Consider the following 26,258-nt stretch of genomic DNA (forward strand, 5'->3'; position numbering starts at 1 on the left):
GCCGGGCCCTAGTCGGCCTGCGACCGCTCGACCGAATCCAGGATCCGCGTGCCCGCCATGAACACCGCGAGCGGCGACACCGCGAACAGCAGCCAGCCGCCATAGCCGGGATATTGCTGGAGATAATGAACGCCGCGTTCGACCGCGCCAAGCCCGAGCCCGTATATCACGACGAAGGCCTCGAACTTGGTCTTGATCGTGAAGAGGCGCGCGATCTTGTTCATGATGGCGACGTTGCAAGCGATGGGCCAATGGCGGATTTCCGAGATCCGGGCTTAACGAACGTGGTTACCTGTAAGTTAACCCGACGCTGTCGACGGTTGTGCACGCCCGGTTTCGCGGCCAATCTGCGCCGATGAAGATCCTGCTACCCCTCGCGCTCCTACTCGCCGCCGCCACCGATCCGGTGCCGCCCCTCCTGTCCGCCGAGCGGATCAAGGCCGATGTCCGCACGCTCAGCGCCGATGATTTCCACGGGCGCGGTCCGACCCAGGAGGGCGAGGTAGTGACGCTCGCCTTCCTCGAACGGCGGTTCGCCCAGCTGGGGCTCGAGCCCGCGATAGGGAAGAGCTATCGGCAGCGGGTGCCGTTGCTGCGCTGGACCCGCGATCGCGCGAGTTTCGCGCTGACGCTCGGCGATACGACGCGGGCGTTGACGCCGGGCGTGGAGATCGCGGCGACTTCGCGGATACTCGGCACCTCGAGGCTCGATCGTGCGGACATCGTCTTTGTCGGCTATGGAATCGTCGATGCCCGGCTGGGCTATGATCCGTATCGCGGCGTCGACGTTCGCGGCAAGGTGGTGGTGGCGCTGGCCGGCGATCCCGACGTCGAGGCCGAACGCGATCTGGGCTTCGGCGGCCGCGCGTCGAGTCCGGCGGCACGCACCAAGCTCACCGAAGCACAAAAGCGTGGGGCGGCGGCGTTCCTGCAGATCCACGAGACCTTCCCATCGAGCTATCCGTGGCTGCAGATCGCCAAGGGTGACGCGGTGCCGGGCTATGCGCTGGATGAGGGGAAAGTGCCCGCCGCGTTCGGCGTCCGCGGCACGCTTCGCAACGATATCGGCATCGCGCTGCTGCGGCAGGGCGGCGTTGACTATGCCGCTGCCAAGCGCGCGGCGCAGCGTGCCGACTTCCGGGCGATGACGTTGAAGGGTGCGCAGCTCTCCGCCACCACAACGATCACCATGGACCGGGTCGCGAGCCACAACATCGTCGGCGTGCTCCCCGGCACCGACCCACGAGCGGGCAGCATCCTCTACGGCGCGCACTGGGATGCATATGGCGAGAATGCGTTCGATCCGCCCGCCGACCGGATCCGCAACGGCGCGATCGACAACGGCACCGGCACCGCGACACTGCTGGAGATCGCGCGTGCCTACACACAGGCGCCGCGCCCGCGCCGATCGGTGGTGTTCGCCCTGTGGACCGCGGAGGAGAAGGGCTTGCTCGGCGCGAGTTGGTATGCCGATCATCCGGTCCTTCCGCTGTCGACGACCGCGGCGCAGTTCAACCTCGACCCGCATGTCGTGCTCGGCCGTACCCGCAACCTGGAGTTGATCGGGGTCGGGCGCACGCCGATGGAGGCCGATCTCTCGCGCGTCGCCGCAGCGCAAGGGCTGACGGTCATGCCGGAGGAGAACACCGAAGCCGGCTGGTACTTCCGTTCGGATCATTACGCGTTTGCGCAGAAGGGCGTGCCCGGCGTCTATTTCCGTGCCGGGCGGGACGTGGTGAACGGCGGGATGGCAGCGGGCGAGCGCACGCGCGCTGCGTACAACTCGCGCTGCTACCATCAGACCTGTGACGAATTCGACGCGCGCTGGAACATGACCGGCGCCGCGCAGGAGGGCAGCGTCGCCTATGCGCTGGGTAAAGAGATCGCCGAGGGGACGAGCTGGCCAGGATGGAACGCGGCCGAGCCGTTCGCGGCCGAGCGCGCCAAGACCGCCGGCGAGCGTCGCTGATGTGGGCGGCGGCGGCCAATGCAGGGCTGGTTCGGATCTCGCGGGCGGTATGCCGACCGGCCTGACCATGTCTGCGACATCAGCAACCTCAGCCTGAAATCACCCGAGCATCGAAACGGCGGGCACGTCCACCGGTGTGACGCGTTAGGCGCCTGAGTCTCTATCGGGTCGACGACAGGTCGGTACGGCTCGATCTTCGAAGATGTAACAGGGTATATCGAGTATGGAGCGTCAAGCGCAGCGCCAACGGATCGAGCATGGTGGTCTGATCCTCTTCCTCGCGCTGATCACGGTCGCCTTCATTGCGGTCGTGGCGGATTTCGCGGGGGCGCTGCTGTGGGCGGCGTTAGCGGCGGTGTTGTTTCAGCCGATCTTCCGACGCCTGCTCACGCGGCTTCCCGGCCGTGCCAACCTCGCATCGGCGCTGACGCTGCTCATCATCACCTTCGCCGTCGTGATACCGACGATGATCGTCGCCAGCCTGGTGCTCGACCAGGCAGCGAGCGTCTACAATCAGGTGCGCAGCGGCCAGATCAACTTCGCCACCTACTTCAAGCAGATGCACGACGCGCTGCCGATGCGCCTGCAGCGGCTGGCCGACAGCTCCGGCCTCGACAGCTTCAACAACGTACAAGCGCGCATCTCCACCGCACTCGGAAGCAGCGTCAGCATCATCGCCGGGCAGGCCCTGTCGATTGGGCGGAATGCAGCGTCCTTCCTGCTCGCCTTTGGCGTCGGACTGTACGTCACCTTCTTCCTGTTGCGCGATGGCGAGGAGATCGGCGGCATCATCGTGCGAGCCTTGCCGCTGGAGCCGGTCGTCGCCGAACGGCTCGCGGACAAGTTCGTGGCGGTGGTTCGCGCGACGATCAAAGGGTCGGGCGTCGTAGCGCTCGTGCAAGGCGCGCTCGGCGCGATCACATTCTGGATCGTCGGGCTGCCGGCTTTTCTGCTCTGGGGCATGCTGATGGCCATCGCCGCCCTGCTGCCGGCGGTCGGGCCGGCGCTGATCTGGGCGCCGGTCGCCCTGTACCTGTTGGCGACCGGTGCGATCTGGCAGGCGATCGTGGTAGTCCTGTCGGGCGTCCTCGTGATCGGTCTCATCGACAACATCTTGCGACCGATCTTGGTCGGGCGAGACACCGGCATCCCAGACTGGCTAGTGCTGGTCACCACACTCGGCGGCATCTCGCTGCTCGGTCTGAGCGGAATCGTCATCGGTCCGCTGGTCGGCGCGCTGTTCTTGACCGGATGGCAGATACTGAGCGAGGAACGGCAGCGCCCCGCGACCACCGAACCGGTTGTCGATGAGCGTCAGGCCAGCGATCCGCGCGCCTAATCACAGGCTTTAGACGATCACTGGAAAGTCCGACCGAGCCGCAAGTTTCGCGATCCTGGCCCAGGACAGCTTCTGGTCGATCGCCTCGCAGGAGATGAACAGGCGAGCCCTCTCGTCCTCGCTTCTCGATAGCGCCATGTGGATGGCTTCTGCGATCTGGCCCCGGAACAACTCAGTCGCCTTCTTTCCTCGTACGCCCGAGCGAAGGCACAAATGCGCCTCCGCATACCAATTCACTGCATCTTCCACGCTACGCTCCGACTTGGTCGGACACCGACCGAGCTGGCATTATCGGGAGGGTGCATGCAGCTTACATGAACAACATTCTTGCTGAATCCCGCTATGGCACATCCGAGGAGGCTCCGATCTGATCAGCAGGTCGGACGTTGCAGATCGCGGACGGTGGCCCATGCGGAGCCGGTGGCCGTCGATCCAATTCGAACGAGCGGGCGTATGCTTTCGGCAACGAGTCAGCAGCCGGCCAGCGATTTCGAGCACAAGCTAAATGCCGTGAAACAGCCGTAAAGCTTGCGGCGGAACCTAGCTCTCGTCAAAGGCCCTACTAACACCGATTAGAGTGTCAGGGGGCGTGGGATCGATGTTGAGCTTCCTCAATGGCGGCGGCCAGATGGGCGCGGCGATACGTAGCTATGCGTGGCGGGATACCTCGCTCGGATCGGCCGCGAACTGGCCCGCGCCGTTGAAAGCATTGGTCGGCGTTATGCTCGACGCCAAGCAGCCGATGTTCATCGTCTGGGGTCTCGACCAGATCCTTTTGTACAATGACGGCTATGCGCAGGTGCTGGCGAGCAAGCATCCGCAGGCGCTCGGCCGCCCCTTTCTAGCGGTGTGGTCGGAGATCGCGGCGGACCTCGCGCCTATCGTGGACCAGGCCTATGCCGGATCAGCCGTCCACATGGATGACATCACGCTGGTGATGGAACGCCGCGGCTTTCGGGAGGAGACGCACTTCGCCTTCTCCTACACGCCGATCAGGAATGACGAGGGCCAGGTTCAAGGCTTCTTCTGCGCGTGCTCGGAGATCACCGATCAGGTCATTGCCGATCGGCGCTCTGCTGCCGAACGGGACGGGTTCTTCCGGCTCTCGCGCGACCTGTTCGCGGTTGCTAGCTTCGATGGTTACCTGAAGTCGGTGAACCCGGCATGGTCGCAGATCCTCGGCAGACCCGACGAGGAGCTTCTCGCGCGGCCGTTCTCCGAGATCGTCCATCCCGACGACCTCGGCACCACCGCAGACGCCATCAAAAAGCTCAGCAGCGGCGAACCGGCGCACCAGTTCCATATTCGCCTGCTCAAAGCCGACGGCAGCCCGGTCGAGTTCGCGTGGTCGTCGGTCCCCGACGCGGGCGCAAACGTGAACACCTTCTACACGGTCGGTCGTGATATTTCGGAAGAGCTACGGCGCGAGGAGATGCTCCGCCAAGCGCAGAAGATGGAAGCGGTCGGGCAGCTTACCGGCGGGTTGGCGCATGATTTCAATAACCTTCTCGCGGGCATTTCGGGTTCGCTGGAGCTGATCAACATGCGGCTCGCGCAGGGGCGTGTCGCTGAGGTCGAGAAATACACCACTGCCGCCCAGGGCGCGACCGCCAGAGCCGCGGCGCTGACGCACCGATTGCTGGCATTCTCCAGGCGCCAGACGCTGGCACCCAAGCCGACCGACGTGAAGCACCTCGTCAATGGGATGGAGGACCTGATCGGCCGCACGATCGGCGCGAACATACAGCTCGAAACCGTGAATGCCGCAGGACTTTGGTCCAGCCTGATCGATGCGAGCCAACTGGAAAGCGCAATCCTCAACCTGTGCATCAATGCGCGGGACGCGATGCCCGATGGCGGCAAGATCACGATCGAGACCGCCAACCGGTGGTTCGATAGCCGGACCGCCAAGGATCGTGGGGTCGAGCCGGGCCAGTACATCTCACTTTGCGTATCTGACACGGGAACTGGCATGACCCCGGAGGTGATCGCGAAGGCGTTCGATCCCTTCTTCACGACCAAGCCGATCGGCGTCGGCACTGGTCTCGGGCTATCGATGATCTACGGTTTCGCGAAGCAATCGGGCGGCGCGGTCAGCATCTATTCCGAGCCGGATCAGGGAACGATGGTGTGCATCTACTTGCCACGACATTGGGGCGAGGCTGCCGAGGATCAGCCGTCAGCAGAGGCTTCCGAGGCGCCCCGGGGCGAGGGTGAAACGGTCCTGGTCATCGATGACGAGCCGACGGTGCGGATGCTGGTCACCGAGGTGCTGTCCGATCTCGGCTATCACGCGCTCGAGGCCGAAGACGGGGCAGCGGGCCTGAAGATCCTGAATTCGAACACGCGGATCGATCTGCTCGTGACCGACGTCGGGCTGCCGGGCAGCTTGAACGGTCGGCAGGTCGCCGATGCGGCGCGAACCGGGCGTCCCGATCTGAAGGTGCTGTTCATCACCGGCTATGCGGAGAATGCGGTGCTCAGCCACGGCCACCTCGATCCCGGCATGCACGTCATGACCAAGCCGTTCGCCATGGACGCGCTCGCAACGCGTATCCGCGAGCTTATCGCGATCTGACGTTCAGGCCCGTTGGCGTGACGGCGCGACGACACCGCCCAAGATCGGCTGCTGCTCCGTCGAGCCACTAACGACGTGGCGACCTCATTCTTCCGTCCGGTGTCAGGTCCACCGTTCTTCCCGCCTTCGCGGACGCGTATATGGCTTCGATCAGCCGCACGTCGCGCAAGCCCATCTCGCCGGGCGTCTTGATCGCGGTACCGTCGCGCACCGCATCTGCGAAGTGATCGAGTTGACGGGCGAACTGGACGCTCGGGTCGCCCGGGTTCAGTTCGCGGCTGCCGCCGACCTCGAGCGTCATTTTCTGCCCGGCATAGCTCGTTGCGGGATCCATGATCAGCACGCCCTTGGTGCCGCGGACATGCGCGAAGTTCGCACCGGCCGAGTCATAGGACGTGACCAGTTGCGCTACCGCGCCGGACGGGAAGCGCCATTGCGACGACACGTGTGCGAAGATCTCAGCAAAACGAGGATCGTCGGTCGGTCGGAAAGTGGTCGCGCTGATGCTCTCCGGCATCTCGCCCGTGAGATAGAGCGCCGATTGGAGACCGTAGATCCCGAAATCCTCCAGCGGACCACCACCCGCCAGCGCGCGATTGGTGCGCCAATTCTCGCCCGGACTGGTCGGTCCCATTCGATAGGATTGTTCGGTCCGCACCAGCCGGATGTCGCCCACCGCCTTCTGCCGCATGAGCTTCATGGCTTCGAGATTGTACGGCTCGAAATGCGACCGGTAGGCGATCATCAGCTTGCGATTCGCGCGGCGCCCGGCCGCGATCATCCGCTCGCAATCAGCGCTCGAAAGCGCCATCGGCTTCTCGCACAGCACGTGCTTACCCGCGGCGAATGCACGGATCGCCCATGCCGCGTGCATTCCCGTCGGCAGGACGATGTACGCCGCGTCGATCCGCTTGTCGGCAGCAATTCTCGCATAATCCGCGTAAGAATAACGAGCATCGGGCGGGATGCCGTAAGCCTCACCCACCCGGCGCAGCTTGTCCGCGCTGCCAGACACGATCGCGGCGATATGCGCCCGCTCAGTCTGCTCGAACCGCGGCATCATCTGATTGAGCGCGTAGCCGCCCAGGCCGACGATCGCGAACCCGACGCTGTCCGGACGCTTGCGTCGGGGTGGCGATGACGGCAGCTTCACGCCGTCCGGTAGGGGCTGACCCGCCGGAGACGGGCCGCCGCGCCCTTGAGCAAACAAGGCTGCTGAACCAGCACTCGCCGCCAACGACGCAGCTGCGACTCCGCCGCCAGCGTTGAGGAAACCTCTCCGGGTCAAGACACCGTCAACCATCGCCGATCTCCTCAATGGGACCATCTATTCGCCTGTCATAGTTCATCATACTTGCCTTCCAAGCGCAACGAATGCCGCTGCATGTGCATGGAGGTGATCCGGATTATTCATGTCGTTACGTTTTGACAGGCGGCCGGCATGCAACGAAAGTGATGCAAGACAATGGGCGTAGCGAGAGCGGCGCCGACTGAAGATGGGAAGAGCATGAAGGCTGTTACGCTGTCCGGTTTGGTTGCGATCGGTCTCGCTGCCCCCTCTTTTGCTGCGTCCACCTCCGTCTACTTGACCCGACCCGACGAACCTTCGGCAATCGTCGTGAGCGGCGTTGGCGATGGGCGTGCCGACGATTCGCTAGCGATACAGCGGGCGATCGATGCAGCGGTGGCGACGGGGGGCACCAAGGGCGGCATCGTCTTCCTGCCCTCGGGCCGTTATCGCGTCACGCGCACCATCCTTCTGCGGTCCGCGGTCCGCTTGTTCGGGGTCGGCAAGACGCGCCCCGTGATCGTATTGGCAGACAACACACCCGGCTATGCGGATGGTGTCGCCGCGGTGGTGAGCTTCACCGGCGACGATCAGTACCGCGCCGGCAAGCCGCCGATTCCGCCGCCGACCACGCGTCCGTTCGATCCGACCGTATTCGACGCGACGCAGACGACTTTCTACTCGGCGCTGTCGAACGTCGACTTCGCGATGGGGCAGGGCAATGCGGGCGCCGTGGCGGTGCGTTTCCGGGTTGCCCAGCACGCCTTTGTCCGCAACGCCGACTTTCACCTCGGTTCAGGGTTGGCCGGTCTCTATCAGGTCGGCAACGTGGGCGAGAACTTGCGTTTCTACGGCGGGCGCTACGGGATCATCTCTGAAAAGACCTCGCCGGCCTGGCAGTTCACGTTGCTGGATTCCGAGTTCGAGGGCCAACGCGAGGCGGCGATCCGCGAGCACGAGGTCGGGCTGACGCTGGTGAACGTTGCCATCCGCGACACGCCTGTCGGCATCAAGATCGACCGCGGCTATTCCGACTCGTTGTGGGGCAAGGACGTGCGCTTCGAGAACGTCTCGGATGCGGGGGTCGTGGTTGCCACCGAAAACAGCGTCTTCACGCAGATCGGCTTCGACAACGCGGTTGGCCTGAATACGCCCGTGTTCGCCCGGTTCGCCGAAAGCGGCAAAACCGTCGCCGGACAGGGGGCTGCCTGGCGCGTCGAAGACTTTTCCTACGGCCTGAAGCTGCCCGGGTTGGGCACGACGGGAGAGTACGCGACCGACATCGACATGGTGAAGCTCTCCTCGAAGCCGACCCGGCGTCGCCCGGCAATCCGCGCGTTGCCGCCGGTGCGCAGCTGGGCCAATGCCCAATCGCTAGGCGTCAAGGGCGACGAAGTCACCGACGACACGGCGGCCCTGCAACGCGCGATCGATACGCATCGGACGGTCTACCTGCCGGCTGGGCGCTACCGCGTGACGGATACGCTGAAGCTTCGCCCCGACAGCGTTTTGATCGCGCTGCACCCCAATCTGACGCAGATCATGCTGGCGAACGACACGCCGGCCTATGCCGGAACTGGCAGTGCCAAGGCGCTGCTCGAGAGCGCCAAGGGCGGCAACGCGCTCGTTTCCGGCGTTGGTCTCTGGACCGGATCGATCAACCCGCGCGCCACGGCGTTGCTGTGGAAAGCGGGCGAGACGTCGATGGTGAACGACGTGCGCATTCACGGGCCGTCGGTCGCATTCGGCGGCAAGACATCGGGCGCGAACGACCCGGGCGCCCGGTTCGACGGGCAAAACGCCAGCATCTGGGTGACTGATGGCGGCGGTGGCACATTCTCCGGGATCTGGTCACCGAACGGACTGGCTTCGACCGGATTCCTGGTCACCGACACCAAGACGCCCGGGCATGTCTACGAGCTGTCTGCCGAACATCATTTCCGAAACGAGATCGTCCTTCGGAACGTGGAAAATTGGGAGTTCCTGGCGCCGCAGACCGAGCAGGAGGTGCGCGACGGCGTCAATGCGGTCTCGACCGAGTTCCACGACTCGCACAACATCCTCTTCGCGAACTACCACAGCTACCGCGTCACTCGCTCCATCAAGCCGATGGACACTGCCGTGCGCCTCACACGGTCGGGAAACATCAGGTTTCGCAACGTTCACGTGAACGCGGACAACAGCTTCGCGCACTGCGACCCGAAAGGCTGCGGCACGTTCACGCGAGCGAGCAAATTCCCGTTCGAGAACGCGATCAAGGATATCACGCGTGGGCAGGAAGTCCGCGAGCGCGAGTTCGCGAAGCTGGATGTGCCGCCCGCACCGGCGGCAGCGGTGAGGTCCGCGGCGATCCCGGTTTCGGCCGGTATCGTGAAGGTCGCCGACGGCTTCTATTCGATCGGTGGCGGTGCGACGGACGGGAAGGGCAAGCTCTACTTCATCGATCGCTTCTTCAACCGCATTCACGGCTGGTCGGAGACCGAGGGGCTCACCACGCTGACCGAAGCGCCGATTGATCCGGTCAACCTCGCCGTGGACAGGTCGGGCGATCTGCTGGTCCTGTCCTCCGCCGGTCGCGATGGCACCGTCTACAGCATCGCGCCGGACAGCCCCGAGCGGATCCGTGTGATCGAGCCGACCGCGACGCGCTCCCGACCTGCGGCACGTACCTTGTTGCCGGTCAACGTGTGGGCGAACGGGGAGTTTGCGGACAGGATCGATCCCAAGACGTATGAATTTCCTCCGCTCGCCGACTTCTTCCTGCAGAAGATGCGTGAGCCCAAGGCCAGGGAGTATGTCTCGCCCGATGGCTCGCTGGTGTTGCCGGCGTTCCGCACCTGGAACCAGGGGCCCGAAGATCACCAGGGCTGGCGCTGGTCCGACGCGCTCGATGCCTATGGCTTCATCGGCGCAAAGGTCGGCGAACGTGTTCTGCTGACGAATGCGTCCGAGAACCGGACCTACAGCGGCATCGTCGGTGACGGTGGCGCGCTCAGCGATCTGCGCGTCGCTGCTGATCGCGGTGGTGAAAGCGTGGTTCGCGACAAGTCCGGCAACCTGTACGTCGCAAACGGGCAGATCTTCGTCTATGGACCAGGCGGAGAGTTGCGCGGGCGCATTGATGTACCCGAACGGCCGCTGCAATTGGTCATTGGCGGTGTGAACGGCTCGACATTGTTCATCCTCGCGCATCATGCTCTTTATGCCGCGCCGATCTGACGAACGGCTGCAAGATCGGCTTATCTCGCCATGAATGGCGCGACTGATGTATTTAGACCCCCCGTACGAATGCTGAGGGCGGACGCCGGTGCCGCTGCCAAGTCTTTGGAGATCGCAGTATGACCCTTCCCAAACTGGCTTTGACGGCCTTTCTCACGATGTCGTTGGCCGCATGCCAGAAGTCGACAGCGCCGGAGGCAGATAATGGTGCGGCACCCGTCACGGCTCCGCCAAATGCAGGCACGCAGTCCACCCTGTGGAACGGAGGCAAATCCAAGCCGCTCGACGTTCAGGTGGCGCATCCGAACGGGTCGGTGCTGCAGCTCACGTCGTTGCAGTCGCGCCCGACCGAAACCGCCGTGGGTATCCGCGTGATCAACGGCCGCGACAGGGATATCGATCTCAACCGCTTCAACAGCAATCGCGACGGGTATCTTTTGCTCGACAGCGGCGAGCGGCTCTATCTGTCGCCGCCGACGACCAACACGCGGCTGACGATCCCGGCCGGGCAGACATTCGAGGGCGAGCTCGTCTTCCTTGGAAGATTACCGACGGCAAGGGCGGCGGTGTTGGTCCTGAACGAGAACAGCTCGAGCGACAACGAATACACCACCACACCGGGCTTTCGGATCGACCTGCCGCTCGCGGGCGGTGATGCGGGTGCGACGCGATGATCCGCCGTGCAGTCGCGATCGCCGCGATGGTCGTAACGGCATCGTGCGACGGCGGTTTGCGCTCGTTCGGCGGCGAAGGAAAGCCGATCGACGCGCAGGTCGTTCACCCCAATGCGACAGTGTTCCAGATCCTGTCGCTCGACCGATCGGGGGATCGGGTGGCGGTCTCGATCCGCATCCTGAATGGCCGCGACCGCGACATCACGCTGACTTCGGGCAACGAGGACAGCTACATCGTCGCCGACGGTGGCGAGAAGCTGTTGCTGGTACCCTCAGCCACCAACGCCAAGCTCTCGGTCCCGCCGGGTAAGGCGATGGACGGGACGCTCGTCTTCACTGGGAAGTTGCCCTCATCGGGAACGGCGACACTGATCCTGAACGGCAACAGCAGCCGGGATAGCCAATATACCTCGTCGCCACGCTTCGACGTGTCACTGCCGCTCGACAGCGCCGGGGGCGGCGATGTCGCCGAGCAATCGGCTCTCTCGAACATGCGCGCGCTGCCGGTATCGCGCCTTGGGCTGGCAGCGGCCGCCGGGTCGCAGTTCGGCGCCGCCAGCACGGCGACCAGCAGCCTGTCCGCCGTCGATAAGCTGAAATCGGAATTGGGCGCGGTCGAGAGTGACCGGGGCACGATCGTGTCACTCCCGGGCGACGTCACCTTCGACTTCAACAAGGCGACGATCCGGCAGGACGCAGAACCGACCCTCGGGCGTCTTGCCCAGCTGATCACCGCCGGTGCCGCTGGCGATATCATAATCGAGGGGCACACCGACGCGAAGGGCGACGACGCCTACAACAAGCGCCTGTCCGAGCAACGCGCCGAGGCTGTGAAGGCGCATCTGGTCACAAAGGGGGTCGATGCCACCCGGTTGCGGACGATCGGCCTCGGGGAACTTCGTCCGATCGCGCCGAATGCCAACGCGGACGCAAGCGACGACGAGGCGGGACGCCAGCGTAACCGGCGGGTCGAGGTCATCCTGCCTAAGGGCGCCGGACCAACAGCGACGCCAACGTCGAAGCCGGGCGCACCGTAGGCTTCATCACCGAATTCATAGCACCTAGCAGTGTCAGGCTGTGAACGTCCCGCGACAAGGATACGCCAATGCACAAACAAGTTGGTTTTGCGATCGCAGCAGCGCTCATCGCCTCGGGAACCTTAGCTGCAACCATGCAAGGTCAGCCGGGCGTGAAGCGCACGCATCTCCAGCAGCATGATCTATCGATCGTCGACCGAGAGACTATTCAAGCGCGCATCGATATCGCTCCCGGGGTCACGGCGCCTTGGCACCGCCACCCGGGTGAAGAGGTCATCTACGTCCTCGAAGGCGCGCTCGAGTATCAGCTGGAGGGGAAAAGCCCTGCAACCTACAAGGCTGGCGAGGTTCTCTTCATCCCGGCAGGTGTGGCACACAAAGCGTACAATCCTGGCAAGGGCAACGGTGCCGAGCTTGCCACCTACATCGTGGAGAAGGGCAAGCCGCTCGTGCAGCTCGCACCTGATGTCGGACAGCAATGAAGGTTGGAAAGTTGGCGACAGCCCTGACTGGGCGGCAGCTTACGAAAAGCACGAGGCTGCCGCTCCAAGGCTTGCTCAACTCAGGAGGTGAAGGCTAGCTTGCTCCAGGGTTCAGGAGCGGCCGATCAGCACAGCAGAGGCGATCGCCACGGCTCGTGGGGCAGGGGGGCGATAGGTTAAGCATCGGCCAGCTTTCTGCTCAGAGCACTATCGCATTGGCTGGCGTGTTCGGGTAGCCGCCGAATGTCCGCCATCGTGTGCGCCAGGCGGTGTGCGCCTTGGTGATGTGTGACCGGAACGCTTTCTGCGGTGAAGGACGAATATGGCCGGCGCAAGATCAGATGATTGACCTGCGAGCGGTGCAAATCGCGTTCTCCTTGCTTTTAGGCAGATTGGTCGCTCAGCTAAGTAGAAGGTCTGGGCGGAAGGCGGCATTGCTGTTGGCAAGCATTGCCTTCGCCTTGATTGTCTTCATGGGTTGTCGTCATATCTATCAATCTTACGCATCCGACAAATTGCGAGATGTTCTTCAGCTTCACAGATCGTTAGTATATAGCAGGACTGTTTTAGCGACCAACTATTTCGACGATGCGTTTGTTCGTCGTGGACTAGGTGGTTCCATCGTACGCATCTTGGGGAAAAACTGGATAGAAGGTTCAGCACTTTTCATCGTGATTTCTGTCGTGTGGCTCGCTCTCCCTCTAAGTGCCATAGTGAAAAGATTAGCTGAAACGATCAGCGTAAAAGTTGCGCTTTTCTTTTTGCTGATCTTGATAGTGTCGCCTCAGACCTTCTTGGCTTGGTCACTCGACTTCACCAGAACCGATATGATGGTAGCGGGCTTCATAGTGTGGTCCTGCGTACTGATGCAAACGGGCAAACTGTATCGGGCTTCGATCGTTCTCGTATTAGGCTCTTTGGTTCACGAGACGTCGTTGATCTATGGACTTCCGATCTTGGCGGCTTTGGCACTAGAGCTTCGGTCGAAGGGCAGGCTTAATCTATCTTCGATGGTCCGCGCCTCGATCGTCGTGACCAGCGGAACAGCGGCATTGCTTATCTTGCAGGCGTTACTTTCTGCGTCGCCTCAGACGATAGCTATGCACATGCTGAGCGCTGCTCCGAAGAGCGCACATCCGTTCTTTGTCAATGCTCAGATTATGGCAACTTACATGCAGGTTACGGGGCCCCAAGGGGTCAAAGACGCGATCTGCCTGAACGCAGAAGAAGGCGGAGTCTATATCTTCTGGTCATCGATGGCGCTGATTGCCGTGTTGGCGTACTTGATCATCCTGCCATTTTATCGACGATATATATTGTTCGTGCTGGCGGCACTGGTCCCATGCTGCTTTCTATTATTGGTTGCGAACGACATCGGTCGTTGGGCGCAACTCAGCGTGTTGAACGCTTGGTTGCTTTCATCCACGTTGACGCTGTGGGAAGAGGAAAGCCCTCCTGCCGACTTGCGGCTCATCGCAGGGGTGGTCGGGATTATGGGCATGCTGGCGTTGGGATCTGGCCGCTACGATCGACCGTTTACGCTGTATCGACTGAGGTATGTAGTCGCACCGGTGCCGAACCGAGTGCCTTATACCAAGCTTATGGATCGATGTGCGCCCGGATGGCGACTGGCTGCTACTGCTCCTTAGTTAACAAAAAGCTACGTGCGGCAAATCGGCCCGACTCACATGATAACTGCGCTGGATTAGCGTGGGAAACCATTCCGTTAAGTTGATCTGAATCAGCAACAAAAAGCACCGTTACTTTCGAACGTGACTGATCGGCGAGAATCGTTCCCTTACGGGACAAGCTCTTAGCTGATTGGCATGTGGTTATAGCCACGTACATGATACATGCGTCCTACTTAGGGGGACTGTTCGTGCGGGTGATTGTAATCGGCGCGGGTGCCATGGGTTTGGCAGCCGCTTACCATGCTTCGAGTGCGGGACATGAAGTAACGGTCGTCGAAGCCGGACCTGTCGCAGGCGGCATGGCCGCGCATTTCGACTTCGGCGGGCTATCGCTGGAGCGTTTCTACCACTTCATCTGCAAGGCCGATCAGCCGACGTTCGATATCCTTCGGGATCTAGGCATCTCGGATCGCCTGAAGTGGCGCCAAACGACGATGGGTTTCTACATCGACGGCAAGCTGCGCGATTGGGGCGATCCGTTCTCACTTCTTCGCTTCTCCGCGGTCAGTGCTGTGGCCAAGGTGCGCTACGGCCTGCTGGCGTTCGTATCGACTAAACGCGAGCATTGGCACGCTCTTGAGCACCAGACCGCGCGTGAGTGGATCACGCGCTGGGCCGGCAAGGAAGCCTATCAACGTTTGTGGGAACCGTTGTTTCGGCTCAAATTCTATGAGTTCGCCGACGACATATCGGCAGCTTGGATCTGGACGCGGGTCAAGCGGATAGGTCGATCGCGGCGTTCTCTCTTCAAGGAAGAATTGGGTTACCTGGAAGGAGGCAGCGAGACGCTCGTTCGTGCGCTGGTCGATGGCATCGAGGCGAACGGCGGGGCGGTTCAACTCGCGACCCCCGCACAGCGGGTAGAGGTAGCGGACGGCCGGGTGACGGGCGTAAGAACGGCTGCGGGCGTGCTAACCGCCGACGCAGTCATTTCGACGGTGCCGACCCCACTCGTCGCACCGATGGTTCCGGATCTTCCTGCCGAATGGGCAGAGCGTTACGCTTCGGTGATCAACATTGGCGTGTGTTGCCTCGTCTTCCGGCTCAAGAGATCGGTGTCGCCCCATTTCTGGGTCAATATCAGCGATCCGGCCATCGAAATTCCCGGAATCGTGGAGTTTTCCAATCTGCGCCCAACGGACGAAACGATCGTCTTCGTACCTTATTACATGCCTCTAACGCATCCCAAATGGTCGTGGAGCGACGAGCAACTGCTCGATGAGGCTTGGGGTTACGTATGTCGGCTCAACCCGACGCTGAAACCTTCGGACAGGATCGACGGCACGGTCAGCCGTCTTCGCTATGCACAGCCGGTCTGTCCACCAGGCTTCGCCGCCACAATCCCGCCGATACAGACGCCGATCAAGGGTCTGCAAGTCGCCGACACATCCTTCTACTATCCGGAGGATCGTGGGATTTCCGAAAGCGTGCGGCTGGGTAAGCTGATGGCCGAGATGCTCGAGGAGCAGTCGTCGTGAACGTAGAGTCCAACCTCGTTGATCTTGCAGCCGTGCCCCTCGCCGTCGACGTCGATGGAACCTTGCTGCGAACTGATCTGCTGCATGAGGCAGCGCTCCAGTTCATCGCGAAACATCCGTTACAGGCGCCTCGGCTATTGCTTTGGCTTCTGCGTGGGCGCGCCCATCTGAAGACGCAATTGGGCAGCCGGATCTCGCCGCCAGTCTCGACGATGCCGCTGCGCGACGAGACGGTGAACCTCATCCGAGCTGCCCAAGCGGCAGGGCGGCCGGTCTACCTCGCGTCGGCGTCTGACGAACGTTATGTGCGAAGCCTGGCCGACCGGATCGGCGGCATTGCCGGTGTCTTCGGCACCACAGCGAACGCCAATCTCGCGGGATCCGCCAAAGCTCAGCGCCTCAATGACGAGTTCGGCGAACGTGGGTACGACTATGTCGGTGATCGCGCCGTGGACATCGCAGTATGGCGCAGTTCGCGGCTTCAGTACGTCGTCGCGCACGATGCGGCTTTAGAAAAACAGGTAAATCGGGTCTTCGATGACGTACGCGTGATCGCCAGACCACGTGTGAAGCCCGCGTCCTACGTTAAGACGTTGAGGACGCACCAATGGTCGAAGAACATCCTGCTGTTTCTAGGCGTCATTGCTGGCCACCATTTCGAGCTTGAAGCGATCGGCACGACCCTAGCGGCGTTCGTCTGCTTCTGTGCCGCAGCGTCAAGCGCCTACATCATCAACGACCTGCTCGATCTGCCGGGGGACCGCTCGCACCCGAGCAAGCGGAAGAGGCCGCTTGCTTCCGGCGACTTACCAATCTCGCATGCCGTTGCTCTGGCCATATTGCTGATGGTCTTCTCGCTCGGCGTGGCCAGCCTGCTTCCCTTGCAATTCATCGGGGTGCTGGCCGCCTATGTCGTCTCGACGCTCGCCTACTCCATGTGGCTGAAGCGCAAGGCGATCGTGGACGTCATCGTGCTTGGTGGTCTCTATACGATCAGGGTGTATGCCGGGTTGGCGGCGATATCCGCCACCGGGTCCGAATGGTTGCTGATCTTCAGCCTGTTCCTGTTCCTCTGCCTCGCGATCGAGAAACGGTGTTCGGAATTGGTACGCCGTCGCGAAACCGGCGAGGATCGCCTCGACGGGCGCAATTACCGCGTCGAGGATCTCGCGATGCTGATGCCGTTGGCGGCTGCCGCTGGTTACGGCGCGGTGTTGGTTGTGGCACTGTACCTTTCCAGCGATGAAGTCCGTGCGCTATACGGGCACCCCACGCGCATGTGGCTCATGTGCCCGCTCATCTTGTATTGGATCAGCCGCGTTCTTCTGCTCTCGAACCGTAATGAAATGCATGACGATCCCGTGGTGTTCGCTTTGACGGATCGCGTGAGCTGGTATGTTGCCGCCGCCGCGGGTGTGGTGATCGCGATCTCCACATGAGGCCGGCGGCCGTGAAGGAAGACGTCTCAGGCTGGGGTCGCTATCCCATGCTTGCGTGCGATACGCTGCACCCTGCGGACAAGAGCGCGTTGCTGAACGTCGGCCAGGATGGGGGGCGTGCGGTCGCGCGCGGGGCAGGGCGCTCCTATGGCGACGCAGCGATTGGCATCGACCTGACGATCGCCAGCAAGGGGCTCAACCGGCTGCTGGAGTTCGATGCCGAGACGGGTCAACTGGTCTGCGAGGCGGGTTTGCTGCTGACCGATCTGCTCGACGTCATGCTGCCGCGCGGCTGGATCGTGCCCGTAACGCCGGGAACACGCTACGTGACCATCGGCGGGATGATCGCGGCCGATGTACACGGCAAGAACCACCATGTCGCAGGCTCGTTCTGCGATCACGTCGACTGGATCGACCTGATGATCGGAGACGGACGGCTGCAGCGCTGCTCGCGCGATGAGCATGCCGACCTCTTCGCTGCCAGCTGCGGCGGCATGGGGCTGACCGGGATCATTCTGCGGGCGGCGGTGCGGATGAAGCCGGTACCGAGCGCCTCCATTCGGCAGCGAACGATCCGGGCACCCGATCTTGCGGCGGCACTCGCTACGTTCGAGGCGAGCATGGATTGGACCTATTCAGTTGCCTGGATCGATTGCCTCGCGAAGGGCGCCCGGCTGGGTCGGTCAGCCATCTTCCTAGGCGAACATGCGGCGGTCGGCGAACTGCCCAAGCCTGCGCGCGATGACCCCTATCGCCGGAGCCGATCTGCGCGGCTGAAGGTACCTGTCGATATGCCGACATGGGCCTTGTCCAGCCCTTTCATGCGTGGCTTCAACAGCGTTTACTACGCGGCGCAGAAAAGCGGCGAATCGATCGTTCCACTCTACCCGTATTTCTATCCGCTGGACGCTATCGGGCAGTGGAACCGGATCTACGGACGGCGCGGCTTCGTCCAATATCAGTGCGTGATCCCGCTCGAAAGCAGCGAAATAGCGCTGCGCACGATTCTGACCGAGACTAGCAACGCGGGAAGCGGATCGTTCCTCGCAGTGCTGAAGAGAATGGGTGCCGAGTCGTTCGGTCTGCTTTCCTTCCCGAAGCCCGGTTACACGTTGGCGCTCGACTTCCCTGTCAACGACACCAATCTGGCGTTGCTCGACCGGCTGGACGCGATCACGGCGGAGCATGGGGGCCGCATTTACTTGGCGAAAGACGCTCGGGCCAAACCGAGCTTTGCGCGCGGCTATCCGCGTATCGACGAGTTCAGAGCGGTACGCAATCGCTACGGCCTTACCGATCGATACGCATCACGATTATCACAACGCCTGGAGATCTGATGATCAATCCGCCTTCGCCTGTGCTCATTCTAGGAGCCCGCTCGGACATCGCGCGGGCGATAGCGCGCCGTTACGCGGAAGCAGGTTGCTCGATCGTCCTTGGTGCTCGGGATGCCTCTCGGCTGGAGGACGATCGCGCCGATCTGTCGCTGCGATATCCCGTCGAGGTCAAGACGGTTGAGTTCGATGTCCTCAGCAAGGACCCTGACGCGTTCTTCAACGGATTGGATGCTGTTCCGGGTACGGTCGTGATGGTTGCCGGGTTGCTCGGCGATCAAACCGAATCGCAGCAAGACGATGGTGCCGCGCAGACGGTCATGGAAACCAATTATGCGGGGCCCGCGCGCTTCCTGCTCGCGGCCGCACGCGCCATGGCGGGTCGGACGGACGGTGCGTGCATCATCGGCATTAGCTCGGTGGCAGGTGACCGAGGACGCGCATCGAACTTCATCTATGGCTCCGCCAAAGCCGGGTTCAGCGCCTTCTTGTCCGGGCTGCGCGCAAGCCTGGCCAAGAAGGGTATCCACGTGATGACGGTGAAGCCAGGCTTCGTCGCGACCGCGATGACGCAAGGCATGAAACTGCCACCGCTGATCACAGCCTCGGCGGATGAGGTCGGCCGCGCCGTGTTTCTTGGTCAGCAGGCACGCCGGGACGTGATCTACACGCGCAGCGTCTGGCGCCCGCTGATGGCCATCATCAAGGCAATCCCCGAGCCATTGTTCAAGCGCCTGTCGCTCTGACGGATCAGTCCTTCGTCGGCGGACACTGTGCAGCTCTACTGCCGCCGAGAGCGCCGGATGCACTGTTCTGCAACCAGACGGAGGAGGGCGCCGAATAGCTGACACGATGATAACTGCGTGCGATCCAGTGGTCCAAGACCCTGACGCCGCTGCTCAAGCTGCTTGCATTCGGTTCCGGTCCGAAATTTTCCAGATCGTCGATGACGATCCAACGAACTTTCGCGCGTTCCAGATCGCGAATGATCGAACGCTGAATGTCGCTACGTGTCTGCAGACCAGGATCGAAGATGAACCAACGCGTTCCTGGAGGACGGTCCATGAGGTAGTAGAGCGCTACCGCGTTGATCGTAAAACGATCATGCCGGTTATCTGCCACAAATACCGGCTCGCCAGGGCTGCTATGCTCCCTTACGAAATCGCTGGCGGCCAACCGCCCCGGAAGAATGTCGGCGCCGACGAGTGCATCGCGCGGCAAACACTGCGGACGGTCGGAAGAACGTGCTGGCGGTGCTCCAGCGGCCAGCCAAGCGATGTTGATACGGCCGGCGAAAGACGTCAGCCGACGAACCGTGCTGGCGAATGCGTAGGTCGCAGGGAGCAAGATCAAGATGATCAAACTACCGGTCGCGAGAACAGCACGACGTCCCGGTCGCTTCCACCACTCGGCAGCGCAAAGGACGAGGAGCAGGGTAGCCGGCACAACGCTCATTAACGCATGCAGCGGCTCCACCCGCACCAATCCTTTGTAGTGAAGTGCTGCGGATAGGCAGCACATCAGCAAGCCGAACTTCTGCTTAGTTGGGGTTGCCGAAGTCGGTGGCGAAGAGTTCACTGGTCGCGTCACGTATGTCGCCGCTGCAACGGCAAGCGCGATAGGAGCAAGGAAGACGCTAATCCACGAAGGTCGACGCAGGATCGCGGTAGCAGTCGGGAATGGTAAGTTGCGGTGCGTGCGATAGTAGGATGTCGACGAGCCGATGACGTCACGCCACCACGCCTCGACCATGCCTGCATGAAAATAGACCAGGGTCGCCGGACCGACGATGACGATGAACCCAATCGCCAACAGAAAAAGATCCACGGCGGCATTGTATCGGCGCCGCTCACTTGGATCGATGCGTAAATGTGCCACGCCGATATAGACGATTTCGGCGGCAAGGATCGCCACACCCGCGTCGTAGCGGAACAAGCTTGCGATCCCGGCGCACACGCCACCAGCGAGCACTCGCCATCTACTCGTGACATCCTTATTGCCGCCCAAGATGGCGATGGAAGCCAGCAGGTACAGAAGGATGCAGGGGAAGCTCGGGTAAAGGAAGCTTTGCGCCGACGCGAGCCATAACCACGCGCTCAAGACGCCGGCTACTGCAAACCATTTGATTATCAGTGGCTTTAGCAGATGATAGCACAAAGCCACGATACCGGCCTGTATCGTCAATCCATAAAGGCGAGCGGCCAAGAACGTATGCGTCGTCGCCAGCCAGATTTTGGACAACAGCCACGGTGTTCCCGGGCCGTAGACTAAATAGAAGTCGCGATGTAAGAGCTTTCCCGCACCTGCAGACATTGCCGCCGTCAGCATCAATCCTTCGTCATAAGGGTCCAGTCGCCGATCCATCACGAAGAATAGCGAAATGAAGGCAAGTGCAAACACCCGCCAGGTGGACAAGAATTCACGTCTGGGTCGCGACTTAGCAACATCTTGTGACGGTTCGCCCGCCAGCACGACCGTGCCCCTCTCAGACATCAACATCCGGCGTCGTCGAACAGCATTCTCTCAACCCTTGTCCGGATTGCCAAATCGAGATGTGGCATAGGTGAAGTTGCGATGTCCAAGGTAGCTAGTGACCGCCATGAACGCGCCCCCCACGAATACGCCTGCAATTGCCGCAAAGCGTGCCGGGACGGCAGCATCCGAAAGCAGGCTTTCGGTCAACAACGCCGCGGCCAGATAGACGCAAGTACCAAACGCATAAACGATCAGAAAGCGAACGAACTCTCCCCGTGCTCCTGTCCATTCGGTGGCTTTGAACGCGAAGAGCTTCATCATCACAAATGATACGCACAAGCCCATCAACAGACCACACACGAAGCTGACGTTAATCGGCAGGCTGCCGCGACAGATCCAAACCACCGCCATGTTGCAGAGAGTAGCGACGCCACCAGTCGCCAAAAATCGAGTGAGTTCGCCAATGTTCCCCAACATCGTTCGCACTGCATGTCCCCCTAATGCAATTCCTGCCTACAGGAACGAGAGGTCAACGCCAAGTGCACTTCAGCGTGACGGACATACTGTTGAAGATAATGATCGTGCGTACTAGCGAGCCGGCCTGCCTAGCGGCGCAACAACGGCACAAGCATCATGAATATCGCGGCGACGCTGACAGTCGCTAGCGTCCAGGTCAGGTACATGACGACATCCCGGCCCATCGCCGTCGACACCAGCCCGCGACCCGTCAGGTAACCCGGTGCTAGGACGATCGGTACCCACACGAAGGCGGAAACGATGTTCCAGACGTGAAAACGCCGCGGTCCCATGCCGCCGGCACCGGCGACTAGCGGCAACATCGATTGCAGAGGCCCGAGCATAAAACGACCGATTACCAGCGACGGGCCACCCCAGCGTGACAAGAACAGACGGACACGGGCCACCGATCGACGCCGAGCGGCAAGACTTTTCGCCCGATAGATCCTGCTTTTCAGCCGGCGTCCGATCGCCCAGGATGCCCAATAGCCAACAATCGCGCCTGCTATCGCGGGCGGTACAGCCTCCGTAGGTTCGATCAGCCCGCGGCCGAGAAGCGTGCCGAGCAGCAGCAGGATCGGCGTTGCGGGGATGATCGCTCCGGCGATCGCAAGCGACTCTCCAAACGCCAGCAACCCTATAGCCAGCCAGATAAAGCTGCGATGGTTGAGGAGGAACGCGACGGCGGCATCCAGACTGTCGATCACGAAAGTGCCGCAGAATGTCGGAGGCATGTCAGGCCGATGCAGCCAAGGGTTTGCGCGAAGGCCGTTTGGCGTGACGGATTAACGAACACGTTTTCACACCGCCAATCGCCACGAGCAGATGATGAGCGCGCCACGCGAACGCTACCAGTGGCTGCGGTGAGTAGCGGTAGGGTTGATAAACAGCAACCCACGGGGGCGCGATGGCTCTGACCCGTTTGCAGCCGAACCGGAATTGCTTAGCGAGGCACGAATGAGAGAAGGTTGGCGGCCAGCATGTCGTAGCGGCTGGCCAATTACAAAACTCTTTGAGCCGGCAAAAGGCGGTTCCTCGAGGTGACGGTCCAGCGCTCTGCCGATGCCGAATCACACAGCGCTATCATGGTCGGGGAGACAGGATTCGAACCTGCGACCCCCTGGTCCCAAACCAGGTGCGCTACCAGCCTGCGCCACTCCCCGAAGGTTGGTCCCCTAGGCGGGCTCGGCGGTTCCCGCAAGCATTTGGTGGGCCCGGCAGGACTCGAACCCGCAACCTAGCCGTTATGAGCGGCCAGCTCTAACCATTGAGCTACAGGCCCCACCTAGCTTGCCGGTAGCGCAGCACCGGGCAAAGAAAAAGGGCGCTCCGACCAGCGGAGCGCCCTTTCACATGATCGTGCACCGGGGATGACCCCGATGCGCGCGATCACATGTTGTCGGCCTTTTCGTCCGCGGCGTCGCGGACGTTGTCGGCTGCTGCGTTCATGTTGTCCGCGGCGTTCGACATCGCACCGGCGGCTGCGCCGGTCGTTGCGTTGTCGGCCATGGAGTCCATGTTGTCGGCCTGCATTTCCATGTTGTCGGCCAGCATGTCCGCGTTGTTCTCAACGGCGGCAGCTTCTGGCGACTTCGAGCACGCAGCGACGGACATCAGGCCGGCGGCAGCGAGAACGAAAGCGATCTTCTTCATTCGATTGCTCCCAAGCATAGCAATAATCGCGGCCGACCCGATTGCCGTCGCGAAGCGGCCCAAATACCGCACGACTCCTCGCGGTCAATGCGCAAATTCACGGAAGCGTAACGTTTGCGACGAAAATGCGTCACTTCCGTGGTGTTACGGTGCCCAGCACCTCAGGTGCGTTGGCAACAATCGCGAGCATTGTCGTCCAGGCGGCGACATTCTGCGCTAGCTGCGCCGGGTCGACGCGGTCGAGCACGTCGTCGGGCGTGTGGTGAGTGTCGAAATACCGTAGGCCGGACTGGTTGAGATCGACCGCCGGCACTCCGAGCGCGAGCATCGGGCCGACATCGGTGCCGTCGCCGCCGACACCGGTGCCACGCCCGATCCCGAGCGGGGCGAGCGCGGAGGCCAGGCGATCGCCCACCGCGGTGGCGGTGACGGGAAGGTTGACCTCGAACCGCCACACACGATCCGCGCCGAAATCGCTTTCGGTGGCGAGTGCGTGAGGTTCTTTGCCGTGCACGCGGGCATAGTCGCGGCCGCCGAACCCGCCCGGTTCCTCCGCACCGAACCAAACCACACGGATCGTGCGGCGGGGCTTGGGACCGTCGAGCAACCGCTTGGCGGCCGCGGCGGTGATCGCAACACCCGACGCATCGTCGATCGCGCCGGTGCCGAGATCCCAGCTGTCCAGGTGGCCGCCGATCAGCACGATACCTGCCTTGGGATCGTAGCCGGGCACTTCTGCGATGACGTTCCCCGAGATGCCGGTGCCGCCCGACCGTGGCGTCAGCACCAGCTTCATCCGTACCGGTTTCCCGCGCTTGGCGACGCGTTCGAGCAGTTCGGCATCGGGCACCGACAACGCGGCGGCGGGGATAGCGGCGACGCCGGCGGGGAAGTTGGTTCCGCCGGTATGCGGGTTGCGATGCTTGTCGGTGCCGATCGAGCGGATCACCACCGCCACGGCACCTTTGCCGGCAGCGATGCCGGGACCGACGAAGCGGGCGGGGCCGTAAGCGCCGTAGCTCGATCCGTCCTGGGTCGGCTCCATCGCGTTGCCGATATAGACGATCTTGCCGGCGACCGACGCAGCAGGAGCGGCGACGAGATCGCCATAAGTCTTGAACACGACGACTTCGGCGGTGATGCCCTCCGCCGGGGTCGCTCCGGAGTTGCCGAGCGCGACGAGCTTAAGCGTCTGCGGGAACGGCGCGACGATCTCGGCGCTCTCGGCGCCGCGTAGCCAGACGGGCATCTGGTAGGTCTCGACACGCACGTTCTTGAAGCCAAGCGCCTTCAAGCGCGCGACGGCCCAGGTTCGCGCTCGCGCCTCAGCCTCGGTGGCGGCGAGGCGCTGCCCGACTTCGGTGGTCAGCCCTTCCACCAGGTCGTAGGCGAGCGTGTCGTCGAGCGCCGCATCGCGCAGCGCGGCCACCCGCGCGTCGACCGGCGCGGGGGGCGGTGGCGCGACGCGCTGAGCGGCGGCGGGCGCGGCGATCAGGACGGAGGCGAGCAAGAGACGGCGGATGGTCATGCGATGATTCCTTACGATGCGACCGGGCAAGGGCGGGGCACGCGTTGCCAATGCGCGCTGCCGTCGCTATCTGCGGTCGATAATTCCCGCCCTTTTCAAGCACGGAGCGCGCGACCGCAATGGCCGTCCAGTATACTTACGTCATGAAGGGTCTGACCAAGACCTTCCCCGGCGCCAACAAGCCCGTCCTCAACAACATCAGCCTCCAGTTCCTGCCGACGGCGAAGATCGCGATCATCGGCCCGAACGGATCGGGTAAGTCGACGCTGATGAAGATCATGGGCGGCATCGACACCGACTTCACCGGCGAGGCCTGGGCAGCGGAAGGCGTTCGCGTCGGCTATCTGCCGCAGGAGCCGCAGCTCGACACGTCCAAGGATGTGATGGGCAATGTGAAGGACGGCGTGCGTCCTGTCGCGGACCTAGTCGACCGTTTTAACGCGATCTCCGCCGAGATGGGCGATCCGCAGGATGACACCGACTTCGACGCGCTGATGGAGGAGATGGGCGATCTCCAGGCCAAGATCGACGCGGTCGACGGCTGGGCGCTCGACAGCCAGCTCGAACAGGCGATGGAAGCGCTGCGCTGCCCGCCGGGCGACAGCCCGGTCGACAATCTGTCGGGTGGTGAGAAGCGCCGCGTCGCGCTGTGCAAGCTGTTGCTCGAAAAGCCCGACATCCTGCTGCTCGACGAACCGACCAACCATCTGGATGCGGAAAGCGTCCAGTGGCTCGAGAACTACCTAAAGGAATATGCCGGCAACGTCATCCTGGTGACGCATGACCGCTACTTCCTCGATAACGTCGTCAATTGGGTGCTCGAGCTCGATCGTGGGCGCTACTATACCTACGAGAGCAACTATTCGGGTTACCTCGAAAAGAAGGTCAAGCGGCTCGAGCAGGAGGAGCGTGAGGAGCAGGGCAAGCAGAAGGCGATTGCCGACGAACTGGCGTGGATGCGCCAAACCCCGAAGGCGCGCCAGACCAAGTCGAAGGCCCGCATTCGTGCGTTCGACGAGCTGATGGAGAAGCAGGAGAACCGGGTCGCGGGCAAGGCGCAGATCCTGATCCAGCTTCCCGAGCGGCTCGGCGGCAAGGTAATCGAGGCCAAGGGCCTGACCAAAGCTTACGGCGACAAGCTGTTGTTCGACGGGCTCGACTTCACGCTGCCGCCGGGTGGCATCGTCGGGGTGATCGGGCCGAACGGCGCGGGCAAGTCGACGCTGTTCAAGCTCATCACCGGGCAGGAACAGCCCGACACGGGCACGATCGAGGTCGGGACAACGGTGAAGCTCGGCTATGTGGACCAGAGCCGCGACGACCTCGATCCCAACAAGAACGTCTGGCAGGAAATTTCCGACGAGCTCGAGATCTTCCGCTTCGGCAAGCAGGAGATGGGGACGCGCGCCTATGTGGGTGCGTTCAACTTCCGCGGACCCGACCAGCAGAAGAAGGTCGGGCAGCTATCGGGCGGCGAACGCAACCGCGTCCATATGGCGAAGATGCTGAAGGAGGGCGGCAACGTCCTGCTGCTCGACGAGCCGACCAACGATCTCGA

General features: G+C 62.4%; 20 protein-coding genes and 2 tRNA genes. 13 read left to right on the plus strand and 9 right to left on the minus strand.

The annotated features are described in order from the left end of the window. Positions 1-8: 8 nt before the first annotated feature. On the minus strand, positions 9-224 hold the full coding sequence (locus ACFE77_RS07735) for a hypothetical protein (protein ID WP_375421056.1): 216 nt from the start codon (positions 222-224) through the stop codon (positions 9-11). Positions 225-355: 131 nt separating this feature from the next. On the opposite strand from ACFE77_RS07735, the gene ACFE77_RS07740 reads away from it, so the two are divergent. The 3 genes from ACFE77_RS07740 to ACFE77_RS07750 all read left to right on the plus strand — a co-directional run bounded on the left by ACFE77_RS07740 (position 356) and on the right by ACFE77_RS07750 (position 5,886). Beyond that, the gene (locus ACFE77_RS07740) at positions 356-1,969 is read left to right on the plus strand and encodes a M28 family peptidase (protein WP_375421057.1); all 1,614 of its coding nucleotides are present in this window, start codon (positions 356-358) and stop codon (positions 1,967-1,969) included. 223 nt (positions 1,970-2,192) lie between these two features. Continuing rightward, positions 2,193-3,308: an AI-2E family transporter gene (locus ACFE77_RS07745; protein WP_375421058.1), complete on the plus strand. Its 1,116-nt coding sequence runs from the start codon at positions 2,193-2,195 to the stop codon at positions 3,306-3,308. Between the two features lie 598 nt (positions 3,309-3,906). After that, a complete protein-coding gene (locus tag ACFE77_RS07750; protein ID WP_375421059.1) occupies positions 3,907-5,886 on the plus strand; it encodes a PAS domain-containing protein in 1,980 nt (659 codons plus the stop codon). A gap of 67 nt (positions 5,887-5,953) precedes the next feature. On the opposite strand, the gene ACFE77_RS07755 is transcribed toward ACFE77_RS07750, so the two are convergent. Beyond that, complete coding sequence (locus ACFE77_RS07755) at positions 5,954-7,039, minus strand: Gfo/Idh/MocA family oxidoreductase (protein WP_375421060.1); 1,086 nt, start codon at positions 7,037-7,039, stop codon at positions 5,954-5,956. A 354-nt stretch (positions 7,040-7,393) separates the two neighbouring features. On the opposite strand from ACFE77_RS07755, the gene ACFE77_RS07760 reads away from it, so the two are divergent. From ACFE77_RS07760 to ACFE77_RS07800, 9 genes are all read left to right on the plus strand, one after another. Continuing rightward, complete coding sequence (locus ACFE77_RS07760; RefSeq protein ID WP_375421061.1) at positions 7,394-10,393, plus strand: glycosyl hydrolase family 28-related protein; 3,000 nt, start codon at positions 7,394-7,396, stop codon at positions 10,391-10,393. Between the two features lie 119 nt (positions 10,394-10,512). Further along, positions 10,513-11,067: a hypothetical protein gene (locus ACFE77_RS07765; RefSeq protein WP_375421062.1), complete on the plus strand. Its 555-nt coding sequence runs from the start codon at positions 10,513-10,515 to the stop codon at positions 11,065-11,067. Continuing rightward, on the plus strand, positions 11,064-12,104 hold the full coding sequence (locus ACFE77_RS07770; RefSeq protein ID WP_375421063.1) for an OmpA family protein: 1,041 nt from the start codon (positions 11,064-11,066) through the stop codon (positions 12,102-12,104). Before ACFE77_RS07765 ends, ACFE77_RS07770 begins: the two co-directional genes overlap by 4 nt. A gap of 68 nt (positions 12,105-12,172) precedes the next feature. After that, the gene (locus ACFE77_RS07775) at positions 12,173-12,586 is read left to right on the plus strand and encodes a cupin domain-containing protein (protein WP_375421064.1); all 414 of its coding nucleotides are present in this window, start codon (positions 12,173-12,175) and stop codon (positions 12,584-12,586) included. A 440-nt stretch (positions 12,587-13,026) separates the two neighbouring features. Beyond that, positions 13,027-14,235 carry a hypothetical protein gene (locus ACFE77_RS07780; RefSeq protein ID WP_375421065.1) on the plus strand — a complete coding sequence of 403 codons (1,209 nt, stop codon included), beginning with the start codon at positions 13,027-13,029 and terminating at the stop codon, positions 14,233-14,235. 230 nt (positions 14,236-14,465) lie between these two features. Further along, complete coding sequence (locus ACFE77_RS07785) at positions 14,466-15,755, plus strand: NAD(P)/FAD-dependent oxidoreductase (RefSeq protein ID WP_375421066.1); 1,290 nt, start codon at positions 14,466-14,468, stop codon at positions 15,753-15,755. Continuing rightward, entirely contained in the window at positions 15,752-17,194 is a 1,443-nt protein-coding gene (locus ACFE77_RS07790) for a UbiA family prenyltransferase (RefSeq protein ID WP_375421067.1), read from the plus strand. Before ACFE77_RS07785 ends, ACFE77_RS07790 begins: the two co-directional genes overlap by 4 nt. An 11-nt stretch (positions 17,195-17,205) precedes the next feature. Beyond that, entirely contained in the window at positions 17,206-18,531 is a 1,326-nt protein-coding gene (locus tag ACFE77_RS07795) for an FAD-binding protein (protein WP_375421068.1), read from the plus strand. Further along, on the plus strand, positions 18,531-19,274 hold the full coding sequence (locus tag ACFE77_RS07800; protein WP_375421069.1) for an SDR family oxidoreductase: 744 nt from the start codon (positions 18,531-18,533) through the stop codon (positions 19,272-19,274). Before ACFE77_RS07795 ends, ACFE77_RS07800 begins: the two co-directional genes overlap by 1 nt. A gap of 4 nt (positions 19,275-19,278) precedes the next feature. Here the strand turns inward: ACFE77_RS07800 and ACFE77_RS07805 are convergent, their stop codons facing one another. From ACFE77_RS07805 to ACFE77_RS07835, 7 genes are all read right to left on the minus strand, one after another. Next, on the minus strand, positions 19,279-21,027 hold the full coding sequence (locus tag ACFE77_RS07805; protein ID WP_375421070.1) for a hypothetical protein: 1,749 nt from the start codon (positions 21,025-21,027) through the stop codon (positions 19,279-19,281). Between the two features lie 24 nt (positions 21,028-21,051). Continuing rightward, on the minus strand, positions 21,052-21,480 hold the full coding sequence (locus tag ACFE77_RS07810; protein ID WP_375421077.1) for a GtrA family protein: 429 nt from the start codon (positions 21,478-21,480) through the stop codon (positions 21,052-21,054). 128 nt (positions 21,481-21,608) lie between these two features. Continuing rightward, positions 21,609-22,226 (minus strand): DedA family protein, encoded by a 618-nt coding sequence (locus tag ACFE77_RS07815; RefSeq protein WP_375421071.1) that lies wholly within the window; start codon positions 22,224-22,226, stop codon positions 21,609-21,611. A gap of 379 nt (positions 22,227-22,605) precedes the next feature. Then, positions 22,606-22,682: transfer RNA gene (locus ACFE77_RS07820), tRNA-Pro, on the minus strand. Positions 22,683-22,725: 43 nt separating this feature from the next. After that, positions 22,726-22,801: transfer RNA gene (locus ACFE77_RS07825), tRNA-Ile, on the minus strand. 107 nt (positions 22,802-22,908) lie between these two features. After that, positions 22,909-23,172: a hypothetical protein gene (locus ACFE77_RS07830; RefSeq protein ID WP_375421072.1), complete on the minus strand. Its 264-nt coding sequence runs from the start codon at positions 23,170-23,172 to the stop codon at positions 22,909-22,911. A gap of 130 nt (positions 23,173-23,302) precedes the next feature. Next, complete coding sequence (locus ACFE77_RS07835) at positions 23,303-24,700, minus strand: M20/M25/M40 family metallo-hydrolase (RefSeq protein ID WP_375421073.1); 1,398 nt, start codon at positions 24,698-24,700, stop codon at positions 23,303-23,305. A gap of 119 nt (positions 24,701-24,819) precedes the next feature. Between ACFE77_RS07835 and ettA the strand changes: the two genes are divergently transcribed. Beyond that, positions 24,820-26,258 (plus strand): energy-dependent translational throttle protein EttA (ettA, locus tag ACFE77_RS07840; protein ID WP_375421074.1); only part of this gene is annotated, 1,439 nt, incomplete at its 3' end.

Origin of the sequence: uncultured Sphingomonas sp. (assembly GCF_964243315.1) — a bacterium.
Classification (GTDB): domain Bacteria; phylum Pseudomonadota; class Alphaproteobacteria; order Sphingomonadales; family Sphingomonadaceae; genus Sphingomonas.

Coding starts and splice junctions, on each gene's coding strand:
- ACFE77_RS07805 (WP_375421070.1), bottom strand. CDS start 21,027: ATGTTGATGTCTGAGAGGGGCACGGTCGTGCTGGCGGGCGAACCGTCA.
- ACFE77_RS07765 (WP_375421062.1), top strand. CDS start 10,513: ATGACCCTTCCCAAACTGGCTTTGACGGCCTTTCTCACGATGTCGTTG.
- ACFE77_RS07810 (WP_375421077.1), bottom strand. CDS start 21,480: ATGTTGGGGAACATTGGCGAACTCACTCGATTTTTGGCGACTGGTGGC.
- ACFE77_RS07800 (WP_375421069.1), top strand. CDS start 18,531: ATGATCAATCCGCCTTCGCCTGTGCTCATTCTAGGAGCCCGCTCGGAC.
- ACFE77_RS07770 (WP_375421063.1), top strand. CDS start 11,064: ATGATCCGCCGTGCAGTCGCGATCGCCGCGATGGTCGTAACGGCATCG.
- ACFE77_RS07775 (WP_375421064.1), top strand. CDS start 12,173: ATGCACAAACAAGTTGGTTTTGCGATCGCAGCAGCGCTCATCGCCTCG.
- ACFE77_RS07830 (WP_375421072.1), bottom strand. CDS start 23,172: ATGAAGAAGATCGCTTTCGTTCTCGCTGCCGCCGGCCTGATGTCCGTC.
- ACFE77_RS07760 (WP_375421061.1), top strand. CDS start 7,394: ATGAAGGCTGTTACGCTGTCCGGTTTGGTTGCGATCGGTCTCGCTGCC.
- ACFE77_RS07740 (WP_375421057.1), top strand. CDS start 356: ATGAAGATCCTGCTACCCCTCGCGCTCCTACTCGCCGCCGCCACCGAT.
- ACFE77_RS07745 (WP_375421058.1), top strand. CDS start 2,193: ATGGAGCGTCAAGCGCAGCGCCAACGGATCGAGCATGGTGGTCTGATC.
- ACFE77_RS07835 (WP_375421073.1), bottom strand. CDS start 24,700: ATGACCATCCGCCGTCTCTTGCTCGCCTCCGTCCTGATCGCCGCGCCC.
- ACFE77_RS07750 (WP_375421059.1), top strand. CDS start 3,907: ATGTTGAGCTTCCTCAATGGCGGCGGCCAGATGGGCGCGGCGATACGT.
- ACFE77_RS07735 (WP_375421056.1), bottom strand. CDS start 224: ATGAACAAGATCGCGCGCCTCTTCACGATCAAGACCAAGTTCGAGGCC.